The sequence below is a fragment of the Lacrimispora amygdalina genome, assembly GCF_900205965.1.
GTDB classification, from domain to species: domain Bacteria; phylum Bacillota; class Clostridia; order Lachnospirales; family Lachnospiraceae; genus Lacrimispora; species Lacrimispora amygdalina_A.
On record NZ_OAOF01000005.1, the window covers coordinates 184,910 to 210,043 of the forward strand.

At 39.9% G+C, this 25,134-nt stretch carries 27 protein-coding genes, 1 tRNA gene and 1 pseudogene; all 29 read left to right on the forward strand.

The window, feature by feature from the left end; all coding sequences use genetic code 11:
- Positions 1-11 precede the first annotated feature (11 nt).
- Positions 12-1,166, forward strand: coding sequence for an aldo/keto reductase (locus CRO04_RS09360; protein ID WP_097003972.1), 1,155 nt, complete (start codon positions 12-14; stop codon positions 1,164-1,166).
- A gap of 18 nt (positions 1,167-1,184) precedes the next feature.
- Positions 1,185-1,940, forward strand: a complete 756-nt coding sequence (locus CRO04_RS09365) for a carboxymuconolactone decarboxylase family protein (protein WP_097003973.1) — start codon at positions 1,185-1,187, stop codon at positions 1,938-1,940.
- A 27-nt stretch (positions 1,941-1,967) separates the two neighbouring features.
- Positions 1,968-2,387 (forward strand): cupin domain-containing protein, encoded by a 420-nt coding sequence (locus tag CRO04_RS09370; RefSeq protein ID WP_097003974.1) that lies wholly within the window; start codon positions 1,968-1,970, stop codon positions 2,385-2,387.
- Positions 2,388-2,402: 15 nt separating this feature from the next.
- Positions 2,403-3,239 carry an SDR family oxidoreductase gene (locus CRO04_RS09375; protein WP_097003975.1) on the forward strand — a complete coding sequence of 279 codons (837 nt, stop codon included), beginning with the start codon at positions 2,403-2,405 and terminating at the stop codon, positions 3,237-3,239.
- A gap of 143 nt (positions 3,240-3,382) precedes the next feature.
- A complete protein-coding gene (locus tag CRO04_RS09380; protein WP_097003976.1) occupies positions 3,383-3,757 on the forward strand; it encodes a nuclear transport factor 2 family protein in 375 nt (124 codons plus the stop codon).
- 158 nt (positions 3,758-3,915) lie between these two features.
- Complete coding sequence (locus CRO04_RS09385; RefSeq protein ID WP_097003977.1) at positions 3,916-4,758, forward strand: aldo/keto reductase; 843 nt, start codon at positions 3,916-3,918, stop codon at positions 4,756-4,758.
- Between the two features lie 22 nt (positions 4,759-4,780).
- On the forward strand, positions 4,781-5,284 hold the full coding sequence (locus tag CRO04_RS09390) for a flavodoxin (protein WP_330400814.1): 504 nt from the start codon (positions 4,781-4,783) through the stop codon (positions 5,282-5,284).
- 30 nt (positions 5,285-5,314) lie between these two features.
- On the forward strand, positions 5,315-5,653 hold the full coding sequence (locus tag CRO04_RS09395; RefSeq protein ID WP_097003979.1) for an NAD(P)H-dependent oxidoreductase: 339 nt from the start codon (positions 5,315-5,317) through the stop codon (positions 5,651-5,653).
- Positions 5,654-5,671: 18 nt separating this feature from the next.
- On the forward strand, positions 5,672-6,781 hold the full coding sequence (locus CRO04_RS09400) for an aldo/keto reductase (RefSeq protein ID WP_097003980.1): 1,110 nt from the start codon (positions 5,672-5,674) through the stop codon (positions 6,779-6,781).
- Between the two features lie 28 nt (positions 6,782-6,809).
- Positions 6,810-7,928, forward strand: a complete 1,119-nt coding sequence (locus tag CRO04_RS09405) for an aldo/keto reductase (RefSeq protein WP_242974409.1) — start codon at positions 6,810-6,812, stop codon at positions 7,926-7,928.
- A gap of 21 nt (positions 7,929-7,949) precedes the next feature.
- Positions 7,950-9,119: an iron-containing alcohol dehydrogenase gene (locus CRO04_RS09410; protein WP_097003982.1), complete on the forward strand. Its 1,170-nt coding sequence runs from the start codon at positions 7,950-7,952 to the stop codon at positions 9,117-9,119.
- Between the two features lie 52 nt (positions 9,120-9,171).
- Positions 9,172-9,927: a flavodoxin gene (locus CRO04_RS26795; RefSeq protein WP_242974410.1), complete on the forward strand. Its 756-nt coding sequence runs from the start codon at positions 9,172-9,174 to the stop codon at positions 9,925-9,927.
- An 84-nt stretch (positions 9,928-10,011) separates the two neighbouring features.
- Positions 10,012-10,392, forward strand: a complete 381-nt coding sequence (locus CRO04_RS09420; protein ID WP_097003983.1) for a MerR family transcriptional regulator — start codon at positions 10,012-10,014, stop codon at positions 10,390-10,392.
- Between the two features lie 25 nt (positions 10,393-10,417).
- Entirely contained in the window at positions 10,418-10,984 is a 567-nt protein-coding gene (locus CRO04_RS09425) for an ECF transporter S component (protein WP_097004068.1), read from the forward strand.
- Positions 10,947-11,552 carry a hypothetical protein gene (locus CRO04_RS09430; RefSeq protein WP_097003984.1) on the forward strand — a complete coding sequence of 202 codons (606 nt, stop codon included), beginning with the start codon at positions 10,947-10,949 and terminating at the stop codon, positions 11,550-11,552. The genes CRO04_RS09425 and CRO04_RS09430 overlap by 38 nt, the downstream gene beginning before the upstream one ends.
- Before the next feature lie 75 nt (positions 11,553-11,627).
- The gene (gene fliB, locus CRO04_RS09435) at positions 11,628-12,890 is read left to right on the forward strand and encodes a flagellin lysine-N-methylase (protein WP_097003985.1); all 1,263 of its coding nucleotides are present in this window, start codon (positions 11,628-11,630) and stop codon (positions 12,888-12,890) included.
- A gap of 301 nt (positions 12,891-13,191) precedes the next feature.
- Positions 13,192-13,260: transfer RNA gene (locus CRO04_RS09440), tRNA-Ala, on the forward strand.
- A gap of 165 nt (positions 13,261-13,425) precedes the next feature.
- Positions 13,426-13,593: pseudogene (locus CRO04_RS09445) on the forward strand (23S rRNA (uracil(1939)-C(5))-methyltransferase RlmD); the annotation flags it as partial.
- A gap of 1,028 nt (positions 13,594-14,621) precedes the next feature.
- Positions 14,622-15,089 carry a hypothetical protein gene (locus tag CRO04_RS09450; RefSeq protein WP_097003987.1) on the forward strand — a complete coding sequence of 156 codons (468 nt, stop codon included), beginning with the start codon at positions 14,622-14,624 and terminating at the stop codon, positions 15,087-15,089.
- Complete coding sequence (locus CRO04_RS09455; RefSeq protein ID WP_097003988.1) at positions 15,086-15,271, forward strand: hypothetical protein; 186 nt, start codon at positions 15,086-15,088, stop codon at positions 15,269-15,271. Before CRO04_RS09450 ends, CRO04_RS09455 begins: the two co-directional genes overlap by 4 nt.
- Entirely contained in the window at positions 15,237-15,491 is a 255-nt protein-coding gene (locus CRO04_RS09460; protein ID WP_166432515.1) for a hypothetical protein, read from the forward strand. Before CRO04_RS09455 ends, CRO04_RS09460 begins: the two co-directional genes overlap by 35 nt.
- A gap of 312 nt (positions 15,492-15,803) precedes the next feature.
- Complete coding sequence (locus CRO04_RS09465) at positions 15,804-17,060, forward strand: potassium channel family protein (protein WP_097003990.1); 1,257 nt, start codon at positions 15,804-15,806, stop codon at positions 17,058-17,060.
- 415 nt (positions 17,061-17,475) lie between these two features.
- On the forward strand, positions 17,476-18,054 hold the full coding sequence (locus tag CRO04_RS09470) for a hypothetical protein (protein WP_097003991.1): 579 nt from the start codon (positions 17,476-17,478) through the stop codon (positions 18,052-18,054).
- A 484-nt stretch (positions 18,055-18,538) separates the two neighbouring features.
- Positions 18,539-18,742, forward strand: a complete 204-nt coding sequence (locus CRO04_RS09480; protein ID WP_097003993.1) for a hypothetical protein — start codon at positions 18,539-18,541, stop codon at positions 18,740-18,742.
- A 4-nt stretch (positions 18,743-18,746) separates the two neighbouring features.
- The gene (locus tag CRO04_RS09485) at positions 18,747-19,679 is read left to right on the forward strand and encodes a DNA adenine methylase (RefSeq protein WP_097003994.1); all 933 of its coding nucleotides are present in this window, start codon (positions 18,747-18,749) and stop codon (positions 19,677-19,679) included.
- Positions 19,680-19,717: 38 nt separating this feature from the next.
- The gene (locus CRO04_RS09490; protein ID WP_242974419.1) at positions 19,718-20,152 is read left to right on the forward strand and encodes a hypothetical protein; all 435 of its coding nucleotides are present in this window, start codon (positions 19,718-19,720) and stop codon (positions 20,150-20,152) included.
- Positions 20,149-20,433: an AbrB family transcriptional regulator gene (locus CRO04_RS09495; protein WP_097003996.1), complete on the forward strand. Its 285-nt coding sequence runs from the start codon at positions 20,149-20,151 to the stop codon at positions 20,431-20,433. The genes CRO04_RS09490 and CRO04_RS09495 overlap by 4 nt, the downstream gene beginning before the upstream one ends.
- Positions 20,434-20,436: 3 nt before the next feature.
- Positions 20,437-21,024, forward strand: a complete 588-nt coding sequence (locus CRO04_RS09500) for a hypothetical protein (protein ID WP_097003997.1) — start codon at positions 20,437-20,439, stop codon at positions 21,022-21,024.
- A 52-nt stretch (positions 21,025-21,076) separates the two neighbouring features.
- Positions 21,077-25,120, forward strand: a complete 4,044-nt coding sequence (locus tag CRO04_RS09505; RefSeq protein ID WP_097003998.1) for an S-layer homology domain-containing protein — start codon at positions 21,077-21,079, stop codon at positions 25,118-25,120.
- Positions 25,121-25,134: the final 14 nt, after the last annotated feature.

A 25,134-nucleotide genomic window follows, 5' to 3' on the forward strand; every position in this document is an offset into this window, starting at 1 on the left:
AGGACAATGTAATGGATTTAATGAATGAAAAAAAATTAGGTTTTGGCTGTATGCGTTTGCCGTTACTTGATAAGGAAGACCAGACTTCCTTTGACTATGATTTGATCTGCAGGCTGTTTGATAATTATCTGGAGAAGGGATTTACCTATTTTGATACTGCATATACCTATCACGGCTACCATGCTGAAGAGGCAATGCGTACAGCACTTGTTGAGCGTTATCCAAGGGAAGCGTTTCAATTGGCAACCAAATTGCCGCTTCGAGATTTCAAAGATTCCGAACATATGGAGCAGATTTTTAGTGAGCAGTTACAAAACTGCGGGGTTACTTATTTTGACTATTATCTGTTACATAATATGGGTTCTAACGTTTATGACAAATGCTGTAAATACAATGCCTTTGATTTTGCAGCAAAGAAAAAAGAAGAGGGAAAAATTAAAGTTGTCGGAATGTCTTTTCATGATATGCCGGAACTTTTGGATGAAATACTGGAGAAATATGGTAATAAGATTGATTTTGTTCAGCTTCAAATCAACTATATCGATTGGGAACAGCCAAATGTTCAGTCACGCCGGTGTCTTGAGATAGCGAATAAATATAATAAACCAGTCGCAGTCATGGAACCATGTAAAGGCGGAACTCTAGTGAATGTTCCGGAGGAAGCTAAAAGTTTGATGAAAGAATATAATAGCAATGCTTCGACTGCCAGCTGGGCTATGCGATTTGCAGCAAGTCAAAAAGGAGTATTTCGTGTGTTAAGTGGTATGAACAGCATAGAACAGGTAGAGGATAATGTCTCATCCATGCTCCATTTTAAACCATTAAACGAAAAAGAGATGGAGATTATTGAGAAAGCCAGAAATATTATTAATTCAAAGACAGCAATTGCATGTACAGCATGCAGCTATTGTACCCATGATTGTCCAAAGAATATTGCTATACCACAGTATTTTGCGTTATACAACAGCATAAGCAATACCACGGGAAGCTTTTCCAGTCAGATGGTTTACTATAATAATATTGCAATTACTCATGGCAAGGCCAGTAACTGTATTGGTTGCAGACAATGTGAAAAAGCCTGTCCGCAGCATCTTCCGATTACCGATTACCTAAAAGATGTAGTTAATAAATTTGAAAAGAACAGGATTATACCAACAAGAAAATAGAGAAGGAAGGATTTTATAATGGCAATTTCAGAATTTTCAAAAAAATATCATGAAAAAATGTTTCCTGGATATGCTTCAAAATTTTTGGTGACAGATCCGGAATTTATTGAACGGTTTGATAACTTTGCATTTGATGAAGTCATTAACCAGGATGTTTTAGATGATCGGACAAGATTTATGGCTATACTGGCAGCCTTATTAGGATGTCATGGAATTGACGAATTCAGAGCTATGCTTCCAGCCGCACTCAACTTTGGAGTGACTCCTGTAGAAGCAAAAGAGATTGTATACCAGTCAGTTGCATATTTAGGAATAGGAAGAGTGCTTCCGTTCCTGCATGTTGTGAATGAGGTTCTGACGGATAGGGGAGTGAAACTTCCTTTGAAAGGTCAGTCAACTACTACAACAGAGAACCGTCTGGAAAAAGGAATTCAGGCACAGGTTGACATATTTGGTGAAGGAATGAAAGAGTTTTACAAGTCCGGACCAGAAGAGTCAAGGCATATCAATTATTGGCTGGCAGATAATTGCTTTGGAGACTATTATACCAGAAGTGGGCTGGACTATAATCAACGCGAGATGATTACGTTTTGTTTTCTTACAGCTCAGGGGGGTTGTGAACCCCAGCTTACAAGCCACGCAGCAGCAAATATGAAGATTGGTAATGATAAGGCATTTCTGATAAAAATCATATCTCAGTGCCTTCCGTATATTGGCTATCCACGTTCCCTGAATGCACTTCGTTGCGTGAATGAGGCAGAGAAACAATTATAAATAAAAAATTTTATGGAGGAATGCAAAATGAGTATCAATAATAAAGAATTAAGCAATGGAGCAATTTTCCCTATCGGCGAACCTCTTCCAGAGATGTTTAGTAAATTTTTCGTTGGACAGGCATATTTGAATATGCTTACGACAGAAGGTGTAGGCATCGGTAATGTAACATTTGAGCCAGGATGCCGAAATAACTGGCATATCCATCACAAAGGGGGACAGATTCTTCTTGTTACTGGCGGCAGAGGCTATTATCAGGCATGGGGAGAAGATGCAAGAGAACTGGTTCCTGGAGATGTGGTAAATATTCCGGCAGAAGTAAAACATTGGCATGGAGCTGCCCCAGACAGTTGGTTTGCTCATTTGGCTATTGAAGTACCAGCCGAAGGGACAAGTAATGAGTGGTTAGAAGAAGTTACTGATGATATTTATAATAATTTGAAATAATCAGGAGGTAGGATTATGAAGACATGGCTTATTACAGGAGTAAGTAGTGGTTTTGGTCTGGAAATAACAAAGCAGCTTTTGAAAAGCGGAAATAAGGTCATTGGAACGGTAAGAGATATGAGTAAAGTTACTGATTTACTCGAACAATATCCGGATACATTTTTTGGAGAGCTATTAGATGTAACAGATGAGAAGGCAATACAGGAACTGGTTGCTCTTTCTTATATAAAACATGAGAAAATTGATGTAGTTGTCAGCAATGCAGGATATGGCTTGTTTGGAGCAGCAGAAGAGCTGTCAGATGATGAAGTAAATCATATTATTGCGACAAATCTGACGGGATCCATTCAATTGATACGATCCGTTATTCCTTATATGCGTAAGCAAGGTGGAGGTAGAATTATTCAAATTTCATCCTATGGCGGTCAGGTTGCGTTTCCAGGAAACTCCATGTATCATGCTACAAAATTTGGTATTGAAGGATTTTGTGAATCCGTAGCGCAGGAAGTCGCTGAATTTAATATCGGTGTTACAATTGTTGAACCGGGAGGTGCGCGTACGCAGTTCCGTTATGGAAGTGCAAAAGTTGCAAAACTGATGCCTGAGTACGATGGAAATCCAGCTCATAATTTCCTTAACATGCTTGATGCTTCCAAAGTATTGGCTCCGGGTGATCCTGAAAAAATAGCTGCCCGGATCATTGAAAGCGCAGAAAGGGAGCCGGCGCCTTTAAGAATGGTGCTTGGATCACAGGCTCTTATCAGTACAATTAATACACTGAAGGTGCGTTTAGAGGACTTTGAATCGCAGACGGAATTAGCAGCTTCTACTGATTTCCCGGTTAAAGGATAAATTGGGAATGCGACTAGAGTTACCATAGATATGAATATTGATCTTTATAAGATTTTATATTTGGGGGACATTGAAGAAGATATATTACCTCAAATGCAAGTGGAAGGAAGTAGGATACATGTGGTTGTTGAGGTGGATAGATAATGGAATTGACAGAAAAAGAACGATTAAAACAGTGTTATCTGGAGATGTATCGATGTATGGTAGACAAAGATACCAAGGGATTAGCAAAGATTCTTGACGGTTCTTTTGTATTAGTTCATATGACAGGAATGCGTCAGAACAAGAAAGAATTCTTATCATATATTTCGATGGGCAAGCTACGCTATTATGCTGCTCAGTTGGAGAATATTTTTATCGAAGATGATATCCAGCCAATACTTGTAGGGCAGAGCAAGGTTGATGCTTCCGTATTTGTTGGTGGCAGCAGACATATTTGGTCATTACAGTTAACAATGAAAATGATAAAGAACAATAATCAATGGTTAATTACAGAAGCAGTGGCTTCAACATATTGATAGGATGTTATAAAATTATGCACAAATGGAGTTAACTCCAGCGTGTGTACAATAAATGAGAATTTCATAAAGTTATAAACAAAGTAAAAAAAAACTTGCTTTGGAGTTAACTCCAAGTGATAGAGTTGTAGTAGAAAGAGATATTGGAGGTTTCTGCTATGAATTATGTAACATTAAATAATGGAGTTAAAATGCCAATCTTAGGATATGGAGTATATCAGGTCACACCGGAAGAATGTGAAAGATGTGTACTTGATGCGATTAAAGCAGGGTACCGTTCCATTGATACGGCTCAGGCTTATCAGAACGAAGAAGGAGTTGGAAATGCAATTGAAAAATGTGGCATTCCGCGAGAAGAGCTGTTTATTACAACAAAGGTATGGATTTCTAACGCAGGTTACGAAAAAGCCAAGGCATCCATTGAAGAGTCGCTAAGAAAGCTGAAAACAGATTATATTGATTTACTGCTGATACACCAGCCTTTTGGAGATTATTATGGAACCTATCTTGCAATGGAAGAAGCTTATAAAGAGGGAAAAATCAAAGCCATTGGAGTGAGTAATTTCTATCCTGACAGACTAATCGATATCTGTCAGTTCACTGAGATTATCCCGGCAGTAAATCAGGTAGAGACACACCCATTTAACCAACAGACACAGGCTCATGAAATCATGGAAAAATACAAAGTACAACATGAGTCATGGGGACCATTTGCAGAAGGAAGGAAAGATATGTTTACCAATCCGGTAATTTCTGAAATTGCTGCAAAATATAACAAATCTGTTGCGCAGGTAATCTTAAGATATTTAATTGAAAATAATGTAGTGGTAATTCCAAAATCTACGCACAAAGAAAGAATGATTGAAAATTTCAGTGTATTTGATTTTGAATTAACGGAAGAGGAAAAAAAAGCAATTAAATCTCTGGACGAAGCAGAGAGTGCATTTTTCTCACACTATGATCCACAGACAGTAGAATTTTTAACAGGACTAGGCAAGTAAAATATATTGGAGGAGAATAGAAGTGGCAAAAGAATTAATAGCTTATTTTTCTAGAAAAGGAAATAACTATGTAAATGGTTCAATCAAGAACCTGTCAGTTGGTAATACAGAAGTTGTAGCAAAAATGATTCAGGAGTTAACAGGAGGAGAGCTGTTTTACATTGAACCTGTCATAGAATATGATGCTGATTACGATACATGTACGAAGGAAGCACAAAGAGATTTAAGAGCAAATGCCAGACCTGAGTTTAAGAATGCGCTGGATCATATTGATGAGTATGATACAATTTATCTCGGCTACCCAAATTACTGGGGAACTATGCCTATGCATGTATGGACATTCCTTGAAAAATTTGACTTTACAGGCAAAACCATTAAACCATTATGTACTCACGAAGGAAGCGGTATGGGACATAGTGAAAGCGATATTAAAAAGTTATGTCCTGGAGCAAAGGTCGAGAAAGGACTTGCAATCCATGGCGGCAGTGTAGGAAGTGCAAAAAAAGCAATTGAAAAGTGGATATAAGTTTTATTTGAAAGAAGAGGTGGCTTGCAGATGAAAGTTCTTTTAGTAAATGGCAGTCCGCATCAGCACGGGTGTACCTATACTGCTTTGTGTGAAATTGCTGATACATTGAAAATAGAAGGGATTGAGTCAGAGCAGATAAATAAATATTTCCTACATGCACAGATGCCGGTGATTCCATCGAGATACTGGAACATGGTTCATGGTGCCGCACCAGAACAAGTTCGTGAAGACAAAGAAGGTATGCAAATCATGAGAACTCTGGCAAGAAACATGGCATGGTTTCTAAATTGTAAAGAAATAGGAATGAAACATGGTATTTCCTTTCCGTTACGCGAAGAACGCATTTCTACAAATTTTATTCGATAGTTATCAAGGGGGTTATTCATGGAAAATATAAAAAAGAATTTTGGCTTTGGATGTATGCGTTTGCCAATGATAGATAATGAAGTGGATTATGCTCAATTTTCAGCTATGATTGATATTTTCATGGAGAATGGATTTAACTATTTTGACACAGCTCATGGATATATCGGTGGTAAAAGTGAAACTGCACTTAGAAATTGCCTGACAAAGCGTTATTCCCGTAAACAGTATATTTTAACGAATAAACTATCTACCCACTTTTTTGAGAAACAGGAACAGATACGTCCGTTATTTGAGAGTCAGTTAGAAGCCTGCGGTGTAGATTATTTTGATATCTATTTGATGCATGCACAAAGTAAAGATATTTTTGCAAAGTTTAAAAGATGTGAAGCATACGAAACTGCACTGGAACTGAAAGAAGAAGGGAAAATCAGACATTTCGGCATCTCATTTCATGACAAGGCTTCTGTTTTGGAAGAAATCCTGACGGAGTATCCCCAGATTGAAGTCGTTCAGATTCAATTCAATTATGTAGATTATGAAGATCCGGCTGTTGAAAGCAGAAAGTGCTATGATGTCTGTCGCAAATATGGGAAACCGGTTATCGTTATGGAGCCAACGAAGGGCGGTAATCTTGTCAATCTTCCAGATGATGCAAAAGTGATATTAGATTCGCTTCATGGTGGAAGTACAGCTAGTTATGCAATTCGTTTTGCTGCTGGTTTTGAGGGAATTATGATGGTACTTTCAGGAATGAGCAATATGGAGCATATGGAGGATAACATCAGTTACATGAAAGACTTCCATCCACTGTCTGAAACAGAATTAGAGGCAGTAAACAAGGTATGCGAAGTGTTCAAGGCTCAGAATCTGATTCCCTGTACAGCATGCCGTTATTGTACCGATGACTGTCCTAAGAAGATTGCTATTCCTGATTTATTTGCCTGCCTGAATGCGAAAAAGGTATTTCATAATTGGAATACTGACTACTATTATCATAATGTACATACTGTACAAAATGGAAAAGCCAGTGAATGTATTAAGTGCGGTAAGTGCGAGCATGTTTGTCCTCAACATTTGAAAATTCGTGATTTGCTGGTTACTGTAGCAGAAGAATTTGAAAAAAGATAAATTGTGATGTAAGAAGTTTGGAGGATATATGATGGAATACAGAAAGCTTCCGCGCGGAGAAGAGAATGAAGTATTCAGCACTCTTGGTCTTGGTATGGGAGGAATTCAAAAATGCAGTGAAGACGAAATAGAAAGGGTTATCCGTAAAGCAATCGATCATAGAATTAATTTTTTTGATCTCTGTGCCGGAGGCAGAAATGTATATGCTCCTTTTGGCCGTGCAATAGCAGGACAGCGCGATAAATTGTTTTTGCAGCTTCACTTTGGAGCTGTATATAATTCCCAAGGAGATTACGGATGGTCAAGGAATTTAAAGCAAATTAAAGATACCTTTCAATGGGAGCTTGAAAGTCTTGGAACCCATTATACCGATTTTGGTTTCCTGCATTGTGTTGATGCAGATAACGACCTGAATGAATTGATTACTTCTGGAGTTCTGGATTATCTGAAGGAATTAAAAGCAGAAGGAAAGGTTCGTCATATAGGGTTTTCTTCGCACACACCTGCTGTTGCCAACAGAATTATTGATACCGGCTTGGTTGACATGATGATGTTCAGCATCAATCCTGCTTATGATTTTGAAAAAGGCGATGAGTATGGAATTGGTTCTATCTCTGAACGAGCACAGTTATTTCAAAGATGTGAGCGGGACGGGGTAGGAATTTCTGTCATGAAACCCTTTCACGGAGGACAGCTTCTGGATGAAAAATCCTCCCCTTTCGGAAAATCTTTGACAAGATATCAATGTATAAAATACGCTCTTGATCGTCCGGGCGTATTGACGGTTGTTCCGGGAGTCCGAAACCTGATAGATTTAGAACAACTGCTTGGATTTTCTGAGGCACCTGCTTCGGATATGGATTATTCGGCTGTTGGTGGTTTTATTGAGATCATTGACACTGGAAACTGTGTATACTGTAATCACTGTCAGCCGTGCCCAGCGAAAATCGATATAGGGTTGATTAATAAATATTACGATTTGTCTCTTGCCGGAGACAAAATGGCAGCAAATCATTATGAAAAATTAAATATCAAGGCGGATGCCTGCTTAGAATGCGGTCATTGCGACAGCCGCTGTCCGTTTCATGTAACTCAAAGTGCACGGATGAAAGAAATTGCAGAGTATTTTAAAATCTATAATCATTAATGTAGAAAAGGAGACAAAGTAATGAATAATTTTATTTATGATATACCGACAAGAGTATACTTTGGAGAAAATCAGTTAGGGCATCTTGGAGAGGAACTGAGTAATTATGGGACAAGAGTTCTTCTCACTTATGGTGGAGGATCTATTAAAAAAACAGGACTTTATGACAAAATAGTTGCAGAAATTAAAAATGCAGGATTAGAACTTTTTGAATTATCTGGGATCGAACCAAATCCAAGGGTTTCATCCGTAAATGCAGGTGCAGAAATCTGCAAGAAAGAAAACATTGATGTGTTACTTGCAGTAGGTGGTGGTTCTGTTATAGATTGTACGAAGTTTATTGGTGCAGCCGCTTTTTATGACGGAGATGCATGGGATATTCTTATGCAGAAAGTTTCAGTTGAAAAATGTCTTCCAATTATTGATATCTTAACTCTGGCAGCAACAGGTTCTGAAATGGATTGTGGCGGAGTAATCAGCAATCCGGAAACAAAGGATAAGATTGGATTGTTGTTCCCGGTTATGCAGCCAAAGGTATCTTTTCTTGATCCAACCAGTACTTATACAGTTAATAAATATCAGACAGCATGCGGTGCAGCAGATATGTTGAATCATATCATGGAAGTCTACTTTAATATGAATCAGGATCTGTATATGCTTGATACAGTCATGGAAGGACTGATGAAGACAATCATCAAGTATGCTCCAATTGCAATGAAAGAACCAGAAAACTATGAAGCAAGAGCAAATCTTATGTGGACATCTTCCTGGGCAATCAATGGTTTTGTCAATGGGGGAAAAAGACAGGCATGGAGCTGCCATCCTATGGAGCATGAAATTTCTGCATACTATGATATTACTCATGGCCTTGGTTTAGCAATTCTTACTCCTCGCTGGCTGGAATACACATTAGATGAAACAACTGTTTCCAAGTTCTATCAGTTCGGATGTAATGTGTTTGGCATAGATGCATCACTTCCACAGATGGAAGTTGCGAAGAAGAGTATCAAAATGGTGAAGGAATTTTTATTCCAGACATTGGAACTTCAGAGTACATTTACCGAGATTGGAATTGATGACAGTAACTTTGAAATTATGGCTAAAAAAGCAGTTGCAAGTGGTGGTCTTGGCTTTGCATTTAAACCATTAAATGAAGAAGATGTAATAAACATTTTTAAGATGTGCATATAAGAATAAAAGGGGACAGGCGCAATCTGCCCCCTTATTAAAAAGGAAGGTGACTATGAGAAGAAAAGTTGCTATATTAGTTCTATTTATTGCTGTTGTTTTAACAGGTTGCGGCAGAAATTCTGAAGAACGTGTAACCAGAAGTGCTGCTGCTGACGAAACAACTGCTAATATGATAAATAGTACGAATATTGATGAAACTTCACCTGATAAGATAGATACTGGAGTTAAAGGTGATGATGATACAACAGAGAAGAGCAGAATTTTAATTGTTTACTTTACCCGTGCGGATAATGTAAAACAGGATGATAAATTAGATGCAGTTTCGTCAGCCAGCATAACAAAAAATGGAGATACCATTATTGGCAATATGAAAATAATGGCAGATTATATTAAGGAAACCACTGGTGGAGAAGAATTCTCTATTAAGACAGAATTATCATATTCGCAAGATTATGATGAAACCACAGATCAGGCAAAAAAAGAACAGCAAGATGATACGAGACCAAAATTAATCAGTCAGGTTGAGAATATGGAGGAATATGACATTATATTTTTGGGATATCCAAATTGGTGGGGTACCATTCCAATGCCGGTTTTTAGTTTTTTAGAGTCATATGATTTCACAGGAAAGACGATTATTCCATTTTGCAGTCATGAGGGCAGCGGCCTTGGAAGCGGAGTTTCAGATATCGAAAAACTTTGTCCGGATTCTGTGATCTTAGAAGGATTAGCAATCCGTGGATCCAAGGTTAATGAATCAAAGAACGACATAACAGAATGGATTGATTCACTTGGTATTTTGAAATAAATTTTATGTAAGAGGAAATAGTAGTGAAACTATGAAAGAGGCTTATACAATGAGCAGTAATATATAGAAAAGGAGTAGCAGATTATGACAATTGCAGAGGTAAGTAAAAAGTATGATTTAACAGCTGACACTTTGCGTTACTATGAACGCATCGGACTAATACCGCATGTAACACGTAACAGCAGCGGTAATCGGGCTTATACAGAAGAAGATTGCCGTTGGGTACACTTTATCAAGTGCATGAGAAGTGCGGGGCTGTCAATAGAAGTTCTTATAGAATATGTAAGTTTATTTCAACAGGGAAATGATACAATTGACGCCAGAAAAGAATTATTACTGGAACAAAGAAGACAGATTGCAGATAAAATTGAAGAATTGAGTAATACATTAAAGTATCTTGATACGAAAATCGAGGGTTATGAGGAACGTTTGCTGAAATTTGAAGAAAATTTAAAAAAAGCATGAAGAATAGTATTAGGAGAGATTAAGGATGAGAATGAATACAAGAAAGATTGTTTTGTCAGCTTTGTTCCTGGCAATTGGAATTGTGCTGCCCACTGTGACGATGCATGTGCCGGGGATAGGCAGAATGCTTTTACCAATGCATATCCCTGTGTTATTATGTGGATTTATTTGCGGAGCGCCATATGGTGCAATTGTTGGGTCGATTTTGCCGATTTGCAACAGCGTTTTGTTTGGCGCACCGCCTTTGATGCCAGTAGCGCTTGCGATGTCCATTGAACTACTTTTTTATGGAATGATGTCTGGTATTCTATACAGACAATTGAAGAGATACAAATTTGGAATATATTACTCGCTGATTCTGACTATGACAATTGGGAGAATTGCATGGGGAATAACCTCTTACCTATTATTCTCAATTCTTGGAAACTCTTTTACATGGATTATTTTTTTAACCCAGGCATTTGCAAGTGCAATTCCGGGTATTATCATTCAGTTAATTATAGTTCCCGCGATTGTAATCAGCTTAAGGAAAACGGATATGGAAGTGTATTTATATGGAAAAAGAGAAGTTAGTGATAGCACATTCTTGTAAAAAAAAGTTTGCTCCGATCGTAGAGTATATTAATGAAATGCTGAAAACAAACGAAAATTCATCAATTCTGGTTGGAATTGATGGTATGTGTGCTTCGGGAAAGACAACACTTGGATATTATCTGAAAAATGAATTTGATTGTAATTTATTCCATATGGACGATTTTTTTCTTCAAAAACACCAAAGAACACAGGAGCGTCTCAATGAAATTGGTGGTAATGTTGATTATGAACGATTTAAGAAAGAGGTTATCGTTCCGACGCTAAATAAGCAAATTATAACATATCGTCCCTATAACTGTACTTTAGGGATGATACAGGTTGGAGAAGAACTTTCATGTAAGCGGTTAAATATTATTGAGGGTTCCTATTGTCAGCATCCCTATTTTGGTGACATTTATCAAATAAAAATATTTATGACTATTTCTGATACTAAGCAAATAGAACGAATCAAAATACGTAACGGTGATAGTATGTTAAAAAGGTTCATATTGGAATGGATCCCAAAGGAAAAGGAGTATTTTGAAAAATATCAGATACGAGAAAATAGTATATTGATTGATAACTAAGTCAAGGTACTCGACTGCAATGAAATACATGATTGGTATTAAACTATAGATAGACTCACTAAAGGAGCGTGGATTTTGAAGAAAGTATTACAACCGGATTATGTATCCAGATTTACATGCATTTCGTCAGACTGTGAAGATACCTGTTGCTGTGGGTGGCGGGTTGCCATTGATAAAGATAGTTATGAAAAATATCAAAGTCTCATGTACACAGGTAATAGTAATCTGTTCGAAGGAAAAATAACAAGAGACGGCATCTTGAAGGTCGAGGGAAATTATGCGGAAGTCGTGTTATCTAAGAATATTTGCCCTTTTTTGACCGATGAAAAGCTATGCGATATTCAGAAATTGTACGGTGAAAACTATTTATCTGTAACGTGTGGTATTTTTCCCCGAAATTATGTGAGGGTTAACGGGCAGTTGGAATTGTCGTTGAATTTATCCTGTCCGCATGCTGCCCGCCTCGCCTTGCTGGATTCTCTCCCCATGCAGTTTTCATTGGTAAGTATAAAGGATGACCCTCGGATTGCGAAGATACCCTCTGTATATTTATCGGAAACAGAGTACCCTGACCGGATATATCCGTATTTTGGAGAAGTGCGTCATTTTGTATTAGCACTTTTACAGAATCGGAATTATTGCTTTGAAGATCGATTGATTATACTTGGGCGCTTCTGCAATGACCTGAATTTAATGCATACATTCTCAAAAGATGACGTGCTGCAGCTTATCGACGATTACACGCATCTGATTGACTGTTTTGGTTTCAATAAATTTATCAACAGCATCCCAAACCAACCTGCAGCGATGTTAAAAACGTTGATGAGTTTACTTGAATATCGATTGAAAACTGGTGTAACCGGCAATCGGTTTTTAGAGTGTATTGGCCAATTCAAACACGGACTTCATTACACAGATGAAATACAAGATGAGACGTTAACCTTTGAATACAGAGATATTAAAATGAACTATTATGATAGTTTCATGAAGCAGTATGAATATATATTCGAAAATTATTTTGTTAATTATGTTTTCAAAGAACTTTTCCCATTTGGACAGCAAACGAGTATTCATGACAAAAGCATTTTTACTGTTCAAAAAACAATATTTATCGAGTACATATTAATGGTATTGCATTACACAATGATCAAGAACTTATTGATTGGTATGGCAGGTTATCATAAGAATCAATTTGGAACACAGCAAGTTCTGAAATTAATACAGTCATATGATAAAAATATCAACCATGATATTCCATATCTTCAAAGACTTCTTCAATTTTTTAGTGAAAATAATATGATCAATGTTGCCTGCGCAGCGATGCTTATCAAAAATTAAAGATATTTATTATTCAATTTTTATTGGAAGGGTTTTCTATATAAACCTCGCTTTTGGCATTTAACAGATATTTTGCAACTGATGATAATCCCTGTTTTACTCCGGACGTAATAACGATTTGATTGTGATGGCATCAAATTCTCCTGCTCGTTTTAAATAAGCTGACGTATTGTTGTGAAGAGAAGAAATATATAGGTTGTACCATAATACGTAGTGGTTTTTGGGCTCTTCTACGGATGAAATAGGATAGTTAAAGGCAAAATCTGTCCAAATTGCTTTTAGAGATAGGGAAAAGGATAGCATATAGCTCAGCTGGGAGAGCGCTTGAATGGCATTCAAGAGGTCATGGGTTCGAATCCCACTATCTCCATTATATACATAAAGCCACAGGCATGAATGCTTGTGGCTTGAATTATAACTTATAGGGACGGGACACTTGATAAATCAAGAGCGAAAAAGGTACATTTTCAGTTTTGAAAATATACCTTTTTTGCCCTTAATCTAAATTGAACTAATGATTGTATTTTAGAAAACAGTAGATATGATTTCTTATACCACGTATGTTGAGACGGTTGTTCTATTGTCCCAACAAAAGCCGAATGATAAGATTGTGGTTGATTTGGACTCGGACGAGTTAGATGCGACAAGTGCGAAGACGAAGGCTGCTTATGTGTCTTATGCACTAAAGCCGGATGGGCTGCAGGAATATGTAGATGCGATGAATGTTTTTAACTGAAATTGATTGTGGGAGTCAGTCTTGTATTGTAAGACTGACTCATTTTTATGAATATAAAAAATTAGAAAGTAATGATAGAATATAAAGAGGTGAAAATTTATGCATTACGATGGAATAATGTTTTGTAATGGATTGACAATAAATCTTCTACAACAGTTAAAGCCTTTAATTCCAAAGAATAAAAAATATTTATTATCTATTGATTAACTATTTTATTGTAGAGTTCATTCCCCTTTTGTAACTATTTTTTTTATCTTTGATAGTGCCAATGGGGCGTTGATTAAACTATGGTTTGTTTGCTTCATTGATTGTCACATCGAGTAAAAGAGAATCAATCTTGATATTTAGTTGGAACAAGCATAATGTAGCAGAGCATGGGATAACACTTTTGGAAATTCCGTATAAGAATAAGAGATTTGAGAAAGTGGAAGAGTTCTTAAGAGCAAGTGATATTATTTAATTTCCAGTTTGTAAGGACGAGCAATTAGCTTTGCCATTAATTAAAAGATTTTGCAGGGGAAACGGCAGCAAGTGGGGTAAAAAACTTACCCCACCTAAGAATCTGGCAGTTTGCTTTTGCAATGTAGTATAAAACTTCCGTTTACGGGAATGTGGAGTGTGTGGCTTGATGTCATAAGCCGAGAAATAGAACAATGAAAAAGTGTAGAAAACAAGCGGATTTTGGAAGTTGGTGCTGTTTGGACAATGGCTCGGGCTACCGATTTTTACGTTCTTAAACCGTCTGTGGAAACTGGTCTATTGCAAATAATGGCGAAGTGTTGAGTTGACAGGTTGGATATGAGATAAGATAAGCAAGCAAAAATGAAAGGAAAGTTCTTGTTTTAGTATGTGGAATGTTGAATAGAAAATGGACGCATTAAAAATTATTATAAGTGTTAATAATATATTATTGACAAAAGTTCAAGACAGTGGTATCCTGATAATAACAAATTATTAACACCAATAATGCTAGGTGTTAGAAAGTGAGGGTAACAATGCTAGTTTCAAAAATGGTACAAATTGAATTCGCCGATTCCAGAATACGGGCTGTTGATGCAATTCAGGATATTCGTAGAGCCGCGGAATCTGCATCATTAAATTTGTTTTCAAGGTACGATGTTCAGCTTCAGATGCCTATGGTAATTGGTGACAACAAAGTTATAGTTGAAATAAAGGTGCCGGAAGAGATTGTCGGGACATTTGCGGTAGGAAACCATCTCCGTGGCATCGCGTCTTATCTGCTGAAAAGATGTAATGGAAGATATGATCAGTATGTATTTGGAAAAAGGCTTCTTAATTATAATGAAATTCCTGCTCCAGAGATGAAATCTGACAGCTTGCCGATGGTAGACCGCCTTGAGGCAATTTCAGAGTTTGCGAAACTTCTCGAACGTTCTGATTCTGAGGCGATGGAACAGATAAGTCAAATTCTCATTATTTTAAAGGAGGCGAGCAAGCCATGATTTTGACTGTTTTCAAAAATGTAGGAGATCGGCTCTCTGTGGCAGATGCATACCAGAAGCTGATTTCATTATTGGCAAATGATTTATACGCCAGAAATAAGGCATCAGGATCATTGGGAGGGGCAGTTAACGGAGGAACGATTTTTCTTGATAACAATGGATACTATGAAAGGATTAGGTAATACATATATGGAAAACAGCCTTAATAATCTGACGCAGGGTGTGCCGGAACTTGCAAAAAATTCTACAGTCACTTTTTGTCTTGAAGGCTGGCTAGCTGCAGCAGTTTTAATCTCAATTCCAGCTTCGCTTGTTCTTGTATATGCAAAAAAGCTTTTGCAGCAAACTGATTTAAAAATTAAAATGTCTATGAATAGGTATGAGGCTTACGATATTTCCTAACCAGTATGTTGAGGATTTTATCGTTGGCAGCTCCTATTTTTACTAAATTAAACATCGATATATGAGAGTTGCTATGCTATAATTGACATAGTTATCAATTCTAAAAAGAAACATGACATGCTGAAAATCTTGAAATTATACCCTTACACCAAGGGGACACCAGATGTTGTGGTTTCGTAGCGAAAAATGAGCAAAAATTGGGGTAAAAAATGCCCCTTTTTTGCCCTGGTTTTTTTAGCTTTTTAGATGACATCTGCCAAAAGTGAATCTGAACAAATATATTTTGATCTTTTTGTGAGGGGGTGTAATTAAATGATTTCTATGCGAATTAACTTATTTGATAACGAGACTAAAGAAACTCTTAATCAAGAAATTGCATTCAATGATAGGAACAGCATCGAATTTTGTGATACTTTTTTTATTAGTATTCTTAATGAAATTAATACTAGAGAGAGATGTTTTACAATAGGAGATATCCATATTTCTTGTGAAAATGCAACTATAATTGTTAATAACTACACATTAAGAGATACGATTTATCTTTTTTCTTTTTCTGATTTTCATTCTTCGGTTTCAATACTAAAATGTTATAATACTAATCTACATATCGTTGATATTGACGTAAAGCATATGGAAATAGAAAAAGGAGATTTACTTATAGCAGATTCTAAAACGGGTGATATTTATTCGGATGCATCCACTTTCATGAAACCTGATTTAGAAGATAGTGTAGTAGATAATTATACAAATAAAATAGATATAAGAAGAAGTAACGTAGATAGACTTATTTACCATCAATCTGCAACATCAATTGTATTTACTGAAAGTAATGTGAGAGAAATAGTTGGACATGTTAGGGGAAAGAATAAAATCAATGTTGGATTGTTCTCTTTATGGAAAAGTAATGTAGAGGTTTTACAAATTGGAGTGAAATGCAAACAACTTCAATTTACAGATTCATTTATTAGGCGATTATTTTTGCAGTCATCTGTAATAATTCATTCCTTCGAAATAAATAATACTGAGATACAATTTGTTAATGAGTGTAAATTAGAATATTTTGAGAAACAGAACCTTGCTACATGGCAAATTATAAAACAAGGAAATTATAAAAAAAATGTTGAATTATATTGTCAAGCTAGTTATAAAGTATCAGAGATAGAAAATGATTTATGTATAGAAAAAGAACAAAATAATCTCAAAAAGGTTTTACTAAAAATATCAAATAACTTTTTGAAAATCTGTAATGGGTATGGATATAAACCTAAAAATGCAATAATATTTTCTGCATGTGTAATTATAATTTTTGGATTCTTATTCTGGATTTGTGATTTTATTGAATTATTTTTTTCCGGTAATATGACAGTTGGAATTCAATACTTACCACAAAACGTTAAAACTCTATTCGAATATATATATTTATCAGGTATAACATTTACTACAATAGGTTTTACCGAATTGGGTAAGCTTTCTTGGATTAGCAGGCTTTTTATACTAATAGAGGGATGCTTAGGTGTATCAACACTTTCGTTATTCGTTACTGCCCTTGTAAAAAAATATTCGGATTGAGTTTTTGTATAATAAAAATTAATTAACTCATAGGCTATGTTCTTCGTTATGGAAAAACATAGCCTTTTTTATTGTCTAATTTGCAGAAAAGAAAGGACTGATATGATACTAATGCTTGCTTAATTTATGAGAGATACCCCTCTTGACACTTAAGAATACAGCGGTTTGTTGATGGGAGTGAGACAAGCAAGATATTTTAAAAATCGGCTAGGAAACCAACACAGACATCTGTAGAATGATAAATATATAGGCAGGACTAAGCCCTAAAAAAATCAGGGCTTAGAAAAAACGGGTGTTTTTTAATCATAAAAATACACCCGTTTTATATCTAAGCTTATGTTTAAACAAGGAGGTACAAAAGTATGGTATATAACTACAACCAATTTCCAACGAGGATAAGAAAGGCGGCGAAAAGATGATACAAGTAATGCTATCCAACCCTAAACGAACAAACCTGCTGCCCGTGTCGGTCTGTTTTCCTATTTCAAAGTATAAAGATGTCTACACAAGGCTGGAAGCCGTCGGGATCGGAAGTGCCACAGAACGTGACTGCCATGTCACGGAAATCGTCGAAGTACTCCTCATCCTTAAGCGGTTGGAGAAGGTTTCGGTCAATGTGGATGAGCTGGACTATCTTGCAAAGCGTCTTGAGAGCTTTGATAAGCACCAGCTTGCCAAATTTCAAGGCGTAGCCGTCAGCCATGGCTATGACGATATTGCCGACCTCATCAACCTGACCTTCTGCTGTCTGGATGCAACGGTCGTCCTCGATTTCACGGACCTGAGCGCTATCGGACGGGAACACTATATGGATCTCCACGGCGGCGTAACCGAGGATGCGCTTAAAACTGTGGACTTCCGAAAAACTGCGCTTTCCCTGCTTCTGAACGAGGACGGCAAGGTCACGCCTTATGGTGTCGTTTACGCAAACGGTATGAGCTTGGAACAATTCAACAACGGACAGCATTCCCCCGATTATGACTATGATGGGTGAAGCTGTAATGACCGTGGCCATGACAAATCGTAATGAGCCTAACCACCATGAAGCCATTATATCCCGCCCGCTGTTCGAGCAGGTTTAGGCGGAGATCGCGCGAAGGGCCGGAAAACGCAAGGTATCGGACAAGACCAGTAAAACCCAGCAATCCAAGTAATGATGGGTTCGGCGAAGGTTTTGAGCAGAGGCCGATTAAAACTTCGGCTGGAGAAATCTATGTTAGTTTATGGAACGGCGGAAGCAGCTGGAGTATAATGACGCAGGAAGAACTGAAACAGGGACAGGGGCAACAGATGGGTAGTATGCAGTTTGGATAACCAGTCTCACAATAAAATAACAATTTAATTTGCGTTTTTTGGTTTCAATGGAAACTGAGAGACGCTCTTTTTTTACAACCTAATAACAAAATAATTATAAATTGGCGCTGTCTTTGAAAAAAAAGATGGTGCCTTTTTTATTTTCAGCGAAAGGAGTGCAAAGCATGAATCAAAATTCAAAACCAACAGAAAGAAAAGGTACGGGAGCAACCAGTTTACCCAAACGCTATGGTGTCTCACTGCCACAGGATCTCTCGCGCTGTGATGGCTGCCCATACCCCCAAGTCGGTTTCATCTGCTGGAGTCCGGATGGAACCTGTATGAAAACGGAGGTTGATGCGATCAACCGCCGCAGCAAGGGCAGGTGAAAAAATGAACAGCATCATTAGCTGGGTGGGCGGAAAGAAGGCGTTGAGAGAGTTGATTTATCAGCGAATGCCCAAAGAGTTCGGACGTTACATTGAGGCTTTCGGTGGTGGTGGCTGGGTGCTGTTCGGGCGTCCCATGGATACTGCCATGGAGGTGTATAACGATTTCAACTCCGACCTGGCAAATTTGTTTAAGTGTGCAAAGGAGCAGACCCTTGACCTGGTTCGGGAGCTGAACTTTCTGCCGCTGAATAGCCGGGATGAATTTAGTGTACTGCGCAAGTATCTCTCAAAGGAGGAGTTCACCAGCGAGTATCTTTCAAAGGAGCTGGAGCTTGCCGAGCGTCACCTTCCTCCACCAGATTATAAGGACATACAGCAGATTCTAACGGAGCAAGCGGTAATGAATGATGTCAAGCGTGCCGCTGCTTTTTTTAAGCTCATTCGCTACAGCTACGGAAGCGGCTGTACCAGCTTCGGCTGCCAGCCTTTCGATATTCGAAAGACCTTCCATCTGCTCTGGCAGGCCAATATTCGTTTAAGGGACACAGTCATTGAAAACAAGGACTTTGAAGATCTCATCCGGCAGTACGACCGGGAGAATGCCTTCATTTACTGTGACCCTCCTTACTACCAGACAGAAGGACATTATGCGGTAGAGTTCAGAAAGGAAGATCATTATCGCTTGCGGGATACGCTGACAGTCTGCAAGGGTAAGTTTTTGGTCAGCTACAATGACTGCGAATTTATCCGGGAGCTGTACCAGGACTTTCATATAGAAGCTGTTAGCCGTCTTAACAACCTAGCACAGAGATATGACAACGGAAGTGAATACGCCGAGGTATTTATCTCCAACTATGACACCGGAGAACGGCTGAGAGATAGGCCATTACAAATGACTCTTTTTGATCCTGAACTCTTTTTCAGTGAGTCTTAACCGGAAAAAATATAAAGGAGGAACTAATTTTGAAAATTATGAAAACAAAAGCGGCAGTCGACCACCAAGGGCTTCTAACTATTCCTGTGATTCCTGCCGGACTTACCCCTGGTGAACAGGTTGAAGTGGTGCTTGCATCCAGGGGAGATGAAGCATCTCCACTTCTTTTACTTACGCAGGCAGGGATTGAAGTTGCCATACCACTGTGCGCTCTGCAGGAAGAGGATACGCTGGAAGAAAAGGATGAACCAGAGGATGAGGACGGTCTGAATCTTCCAGAAGAGGTGCTGGAGGGGGCGGGGATTTCTGCAGACAGTGATTTGGAAATCATCTGCGGCGATGGTGCTATTGTTATTTTGGTTCCGGATATTTTGAACCGTCTGCCGGAGGAACTAGCTGGGCTCTTTCAGGAGCTTGGCATTTACCCTGATACCATTCGGGAGGTAATGAGGAAGGAGGGATACTGTCTATGAATTCAAAAAATACATACCGAATTATTGACTGCAAGGGCCGTGTACTGATTCCAAAGGAGATGCGCTCCGCGTCTGGATTGGACTATGGCGATATCGTAAAGATGAATGTCCGACAGGGTGCGGTCAGTATTCAAAAGGTGGAGCTCATCGAGGTGGGAGATCAGTCTCCGGAAGCGGTGGAAGCCTTCGTCCGTGCAGCGATTAAGCAAATGCCGGACGGCACACGTCTTGGACTGATCGGTGAATTGACTGAGCTTCTTAAGCAACGGAAGGAGGATTAAGTTATGGAAGAAAATATGCTTTTTACCCCGCTAGACTGCCAGCAGATCGGATATGACTTTTCTATTGCCGGTAAGGTTGTCATTCTTCGCGCCTCCTCTCTGCCTGAAAATAATAGAAGTGCGGAGAATCAGCTGTATTTTTGTACCGGAGGTTTCGGCAGCAAGCCCAATCCCAATGGACGGGCGGTCTTTGCCGTGTCTCTGGAAAACGGGGAGCAAACCCGCTGGAACCGCAGCGATATTATGGGCATTGCAAAGCCGGAAATTCTCACAGACCATGCCAGGCTCCAGCTTAGTCAGATACGCCCGGCAGGAGCGCTGGATTTAAAAAGCCATCAACCGCAGTACAGCGGCTATTGTTTTCTGCCAGATGGTCGCTACACCTCCGGTGTATGGCTTTGCAGCCAAAAAGAAATGCAGGAATTTGTTGAAATGCAGATGGATTACCAGCATAGGATTATGATCTGCGACAGGAATGACTTCTGCGTATTTGAGATGCAGGATGGAAAGCTCCTTTATCCGACCCAGGAAATGCTGGAAGCGCATCAAAAGGAACAGGAGCAAAATGGCGGCATGGAGTTTAAGCTATGAAGATTACATACTTTAATTGCTTTTTTCAAAAAAATGAAAGGAAGGTACTCTCATGACAGATAAAAAAAAGAAGAGGGTCGGCATGCTTGCCATACTCCTTCTATTCCTGCTGCTTGGCGGCGGTTTTTTTATTTATACCCAGGAGCGTCCGGAATTGTTTATACCGAAGGATGAAATCATTACCCGCGGTGAATTTGCCGCAATTATAGTACGGGACATTCCGCTGAATACGGCGGATGCAAAAAAGGATACAGCCAGCTTCCTGGATACCCGCGGTCACTGGTCGGAGAAGTATATTGAGGCACTCATCAAAGCAGGGATCATTGATCCTGCTGATTATCCAGATGGCTTTAAACCAGATGAACCCATTACCCGTGCAGAGATTATAAAGATGCTGGTGCGTATCAGCGGAAGGGATGAGGAAGCCAAGAATACCAAAGGTCACAGTGGATATGACGATGACAAGGATATCAAAAATAGTGACAAGGGCTACGTCATCATCGGCAGGGAGGATGACATTATTGGAGATGAGGATGGCGGCAAATTGAAGCCGAATAAACCAATCACCAAGGGCGAAGCAGAGAAAATGATTGATAAGACAAAGCCGCTGCCTATTCCAACCTCTGAAATACCCAAACCGACCCCAGAGCCCACTACGCCTGTTCCAGTGGAGCCAGCGCCAATGCCGGTGGAGCCTGCGCCAGAGAAGCCTACACCTATACCAAAACCCGGACGGGATTCGGATGACCACGGTGATTCCAGCGGTGGCTCCTATTCCTATCCAGATACGCAGGTGCGCTTTGAGTTTCCCGTCACCGCTCATACCGATACTGAAATTAAAATCATACCGGTATGGAAATACATGGAGAGCTTTTCCTGGTCATTGACGAAAACTGCTGCGGATGGCTCCGAACAGCCAATGGAGCTTGCAGGTATCGGCACACTCGGTATGGAGGAAGGAACGCTCCAGTTTAGGGAGCCAGGGAAATACACCCTGACCGCAGCTGCAAAAAATGTCAGAGGAAAAGAAACTCTGCTCGCTAAAACAGTAACCATTTACCCGACGATTGACCTGACTTTTGCCCTCCCTGAAACGACTCATACAGACAAATCCGTTACGCTGGACTATTCTTTGGAAGCCCTCTATGGATATGACATTGTGTGGACGGCAGAAAAGGACGGAGAAGCGGTTCAGCCAGCCGATATTCTGGACGGCACTCTCTCTAATGAGGGAGGCAGCTTTGTCTTTAAAAGCAAGGGCACATACACCCTTACTGCCACGATCATGGATATAACCGGACGCATCTTTATCCATACGGAAAGAACAAGAGTCTATCCCGTCGCGGAGATTGCATTCAAGCTTCCAGAAACGTCTCACACCGATACGGCCTTGGAAGTTACTGCAGCACGAATGAATGCAGATGGATTACCTGTGGTCTGGAGCTTAATGAAAAACGGTGAATCGGCTGAAATCAAAGACGAACTGGAAGGTTCCCTGACCAATGCGGGTGGAAAGATTCGATTTAGGGACAAGGGCGTGTATCGGATTACCGGAACGCTAACTGATGAAACCGGCAGAGTCTTTGATGCTATGCAAACTATTATTATTTACCCAGTTGGCTCTGTAGGTTTTTACCTGCCAGAAATTACGCACATGGACAAATGTGTTCAGGTAGAAGCTACATTCCAGAATCTTGGGACTTCTAAAATCCAGTGGTCACTGACCCGAAACGGTGAAGACATCACTCTTTCTGATAATATTGAAGGAACGCTGACCGATAAAAACAGTACCGTCCGCTTTAAGAAAAAGGGAGATTATGTTTTAAAAGCCGCCTTTACAGACCCTGCCGGACGCAGCTACAGCTATACCTCATCCATTAAAGTTTATCCGGTTCCATGTATTACCTACCAGCTGCCGGAAACAGCCCATACGGATACCCCCGTTTCTGTGATTCCAAAAACCATGGATTTGGATGGCTTAACTGTGGAATGGCTGTTAGAGAATAGCTTTGGATTCCAAAATCTTGCGACTTATCTTGATGGTACACTGACAAATAGCGGCGGAACGATCCGCTTTAAGCACGCCGGAGTTTATGAGCTCATTGCAAGAATCACCGATGAAACCGGGCGTGTATTCCTGTATGAAAATGGAGGAAAAATTGAAGTACTTCCGGTACTGTCTCTTTCTTTCGAACTTCCGGAAGCGACTCATACCGACCGAACGATTGACCTGCGAACCCGCGGCAACAATAACACACTGCCGGTAGAATGGACGCTCACAAAGGATGGAAATCCTGCGGAACTTAACAATGCGCTGGAGGGCAGCCTGAATGCCTATGGCGGGAAAATCCGTTTTAAAGAAGTGGGAACTTATACCCTAACAGCTTCTATGACGGACGCATTGGGGCGGATATTTTCCTACAGTGCCAGTACTACAGTCTATCCAGTTCCTACGATTACACTAAATGTACCTCTCATCTGGTATACAGGTGAAGCCGGAACGATCACCGTCAGCGGTACGGACATGGAGAACCTCACTGCCTGCTGGAAGATTATTCAGGACGAAGAAGGCTTGGAGCCTTATGAAATCTACGCCTCCGGAACCCTTACCAGAATGGGCGGTACAATTACATTACCCGCAAAGGGGAACTATCAGCTGATTTTGACAATGACAGACCCTGCCAGCCGTACCTACGAAAGAACCCAAAGCTTTACCGTATACCCAATCCCTGATATGAACATAAGTATTCCAGCATTGACCTACAGCGGAGATTCTATGGCGGTCAATACCACAGGTTCCGAGCTGGATAATATGAGTATAGCATGGCTCCTCTCAGCGGATGGCGGGGCAGCAAATCCCTATACCCAGCATGCGGATGGCTCCCTTTCTACCAATGGCGGGAATCTGCGTATCTCTACAGGCAAAACAATAGCTGTAAAGCTGGTGGCAGAGGTAACTGATTCCAACAGTCGGAAATTCACCTTTACTTCCAATATCGGAACCATCAAGCCCATTGCCAGCTTCCCGTTTACAGTTCCATCTAACGTTCACATTGGTTCCGGTTTTCAAGTATCCCTGCCGTCAGCTACCGGACTGGACGGTAGAATCCTTTCGTGGTCATTAACAAAAGGAGGCAGTACCGCCAGCTATAACGGAAACCTATCTAATAGCGGAGGTAATATTTCTATCAATGTCACAGGAAGTTATGTCCTGACTGCCAGCACTACCGACAGCATGGGCCGAACCTTTAGCTATTCCCAGAGCTTTGCGGTTACTAATAATGCGCCGAACAAGCCTGTAGGATATGCCTCAGTCTATAGAACTGCTCGGAACGGTAAGCTGTTGGTAAACATTACTGCATCAGCTGCAGATCCGGATGGGGATGCAGTAACGCTGGAATACTCCGGTAACACTGCTGACAGCTATTATTCCGTGGGTACCCATACTGTTAAGGTCCGTGCCAAAGATGCATGGGGGCTATATTCCGACTGGACGAATATTACCTTTACTGTAACCAATTCTGCACCCAGCACTCCAGCCATTACCCGTACACCAAGCGGAAACAGTATAGCACCCGGTGTTCCTGTCACCATTACTGCTTACAGCACAGATCCGGATGGAGATGCCATTACCTACATTTGGGAGGGACGTCCTGCTGAGACCAGCACAGCGTATCCGCTTGGCAAAAATGTGGTGCGGGTAAAAGCAGTGGATTCCACCGGAGCCGAATCCTCCTGGGCAGCCATTGTATTCTTTGCAGCTGACCCAAACCGCGGTGGCGGTATGACCCTGACCGGTCCGGAGTCAGTGATTTTAGAGCAGGGTATTTCCGGCGCGACCATAACCAACTATACCTTTACTGTGCCGCCAGTATCCGGGCATTCCGGCAATGATTATGGCCGTGTCCGAGGCTACAACATCCTGACCGGGCAGTGGGATCAGCTGGATTACGAAACCACCACAAACGGCATCACCTTCAGCCGTTCACTTTCACCCGGCATCTACAGTCAGCTGGAATTTTATTACTACACAAATCACGATTGTATGTATAACAAGAGTAATATTACATATAGCGTAGAGTTTTACTTCCAGTAAGGGTGAATGCATCT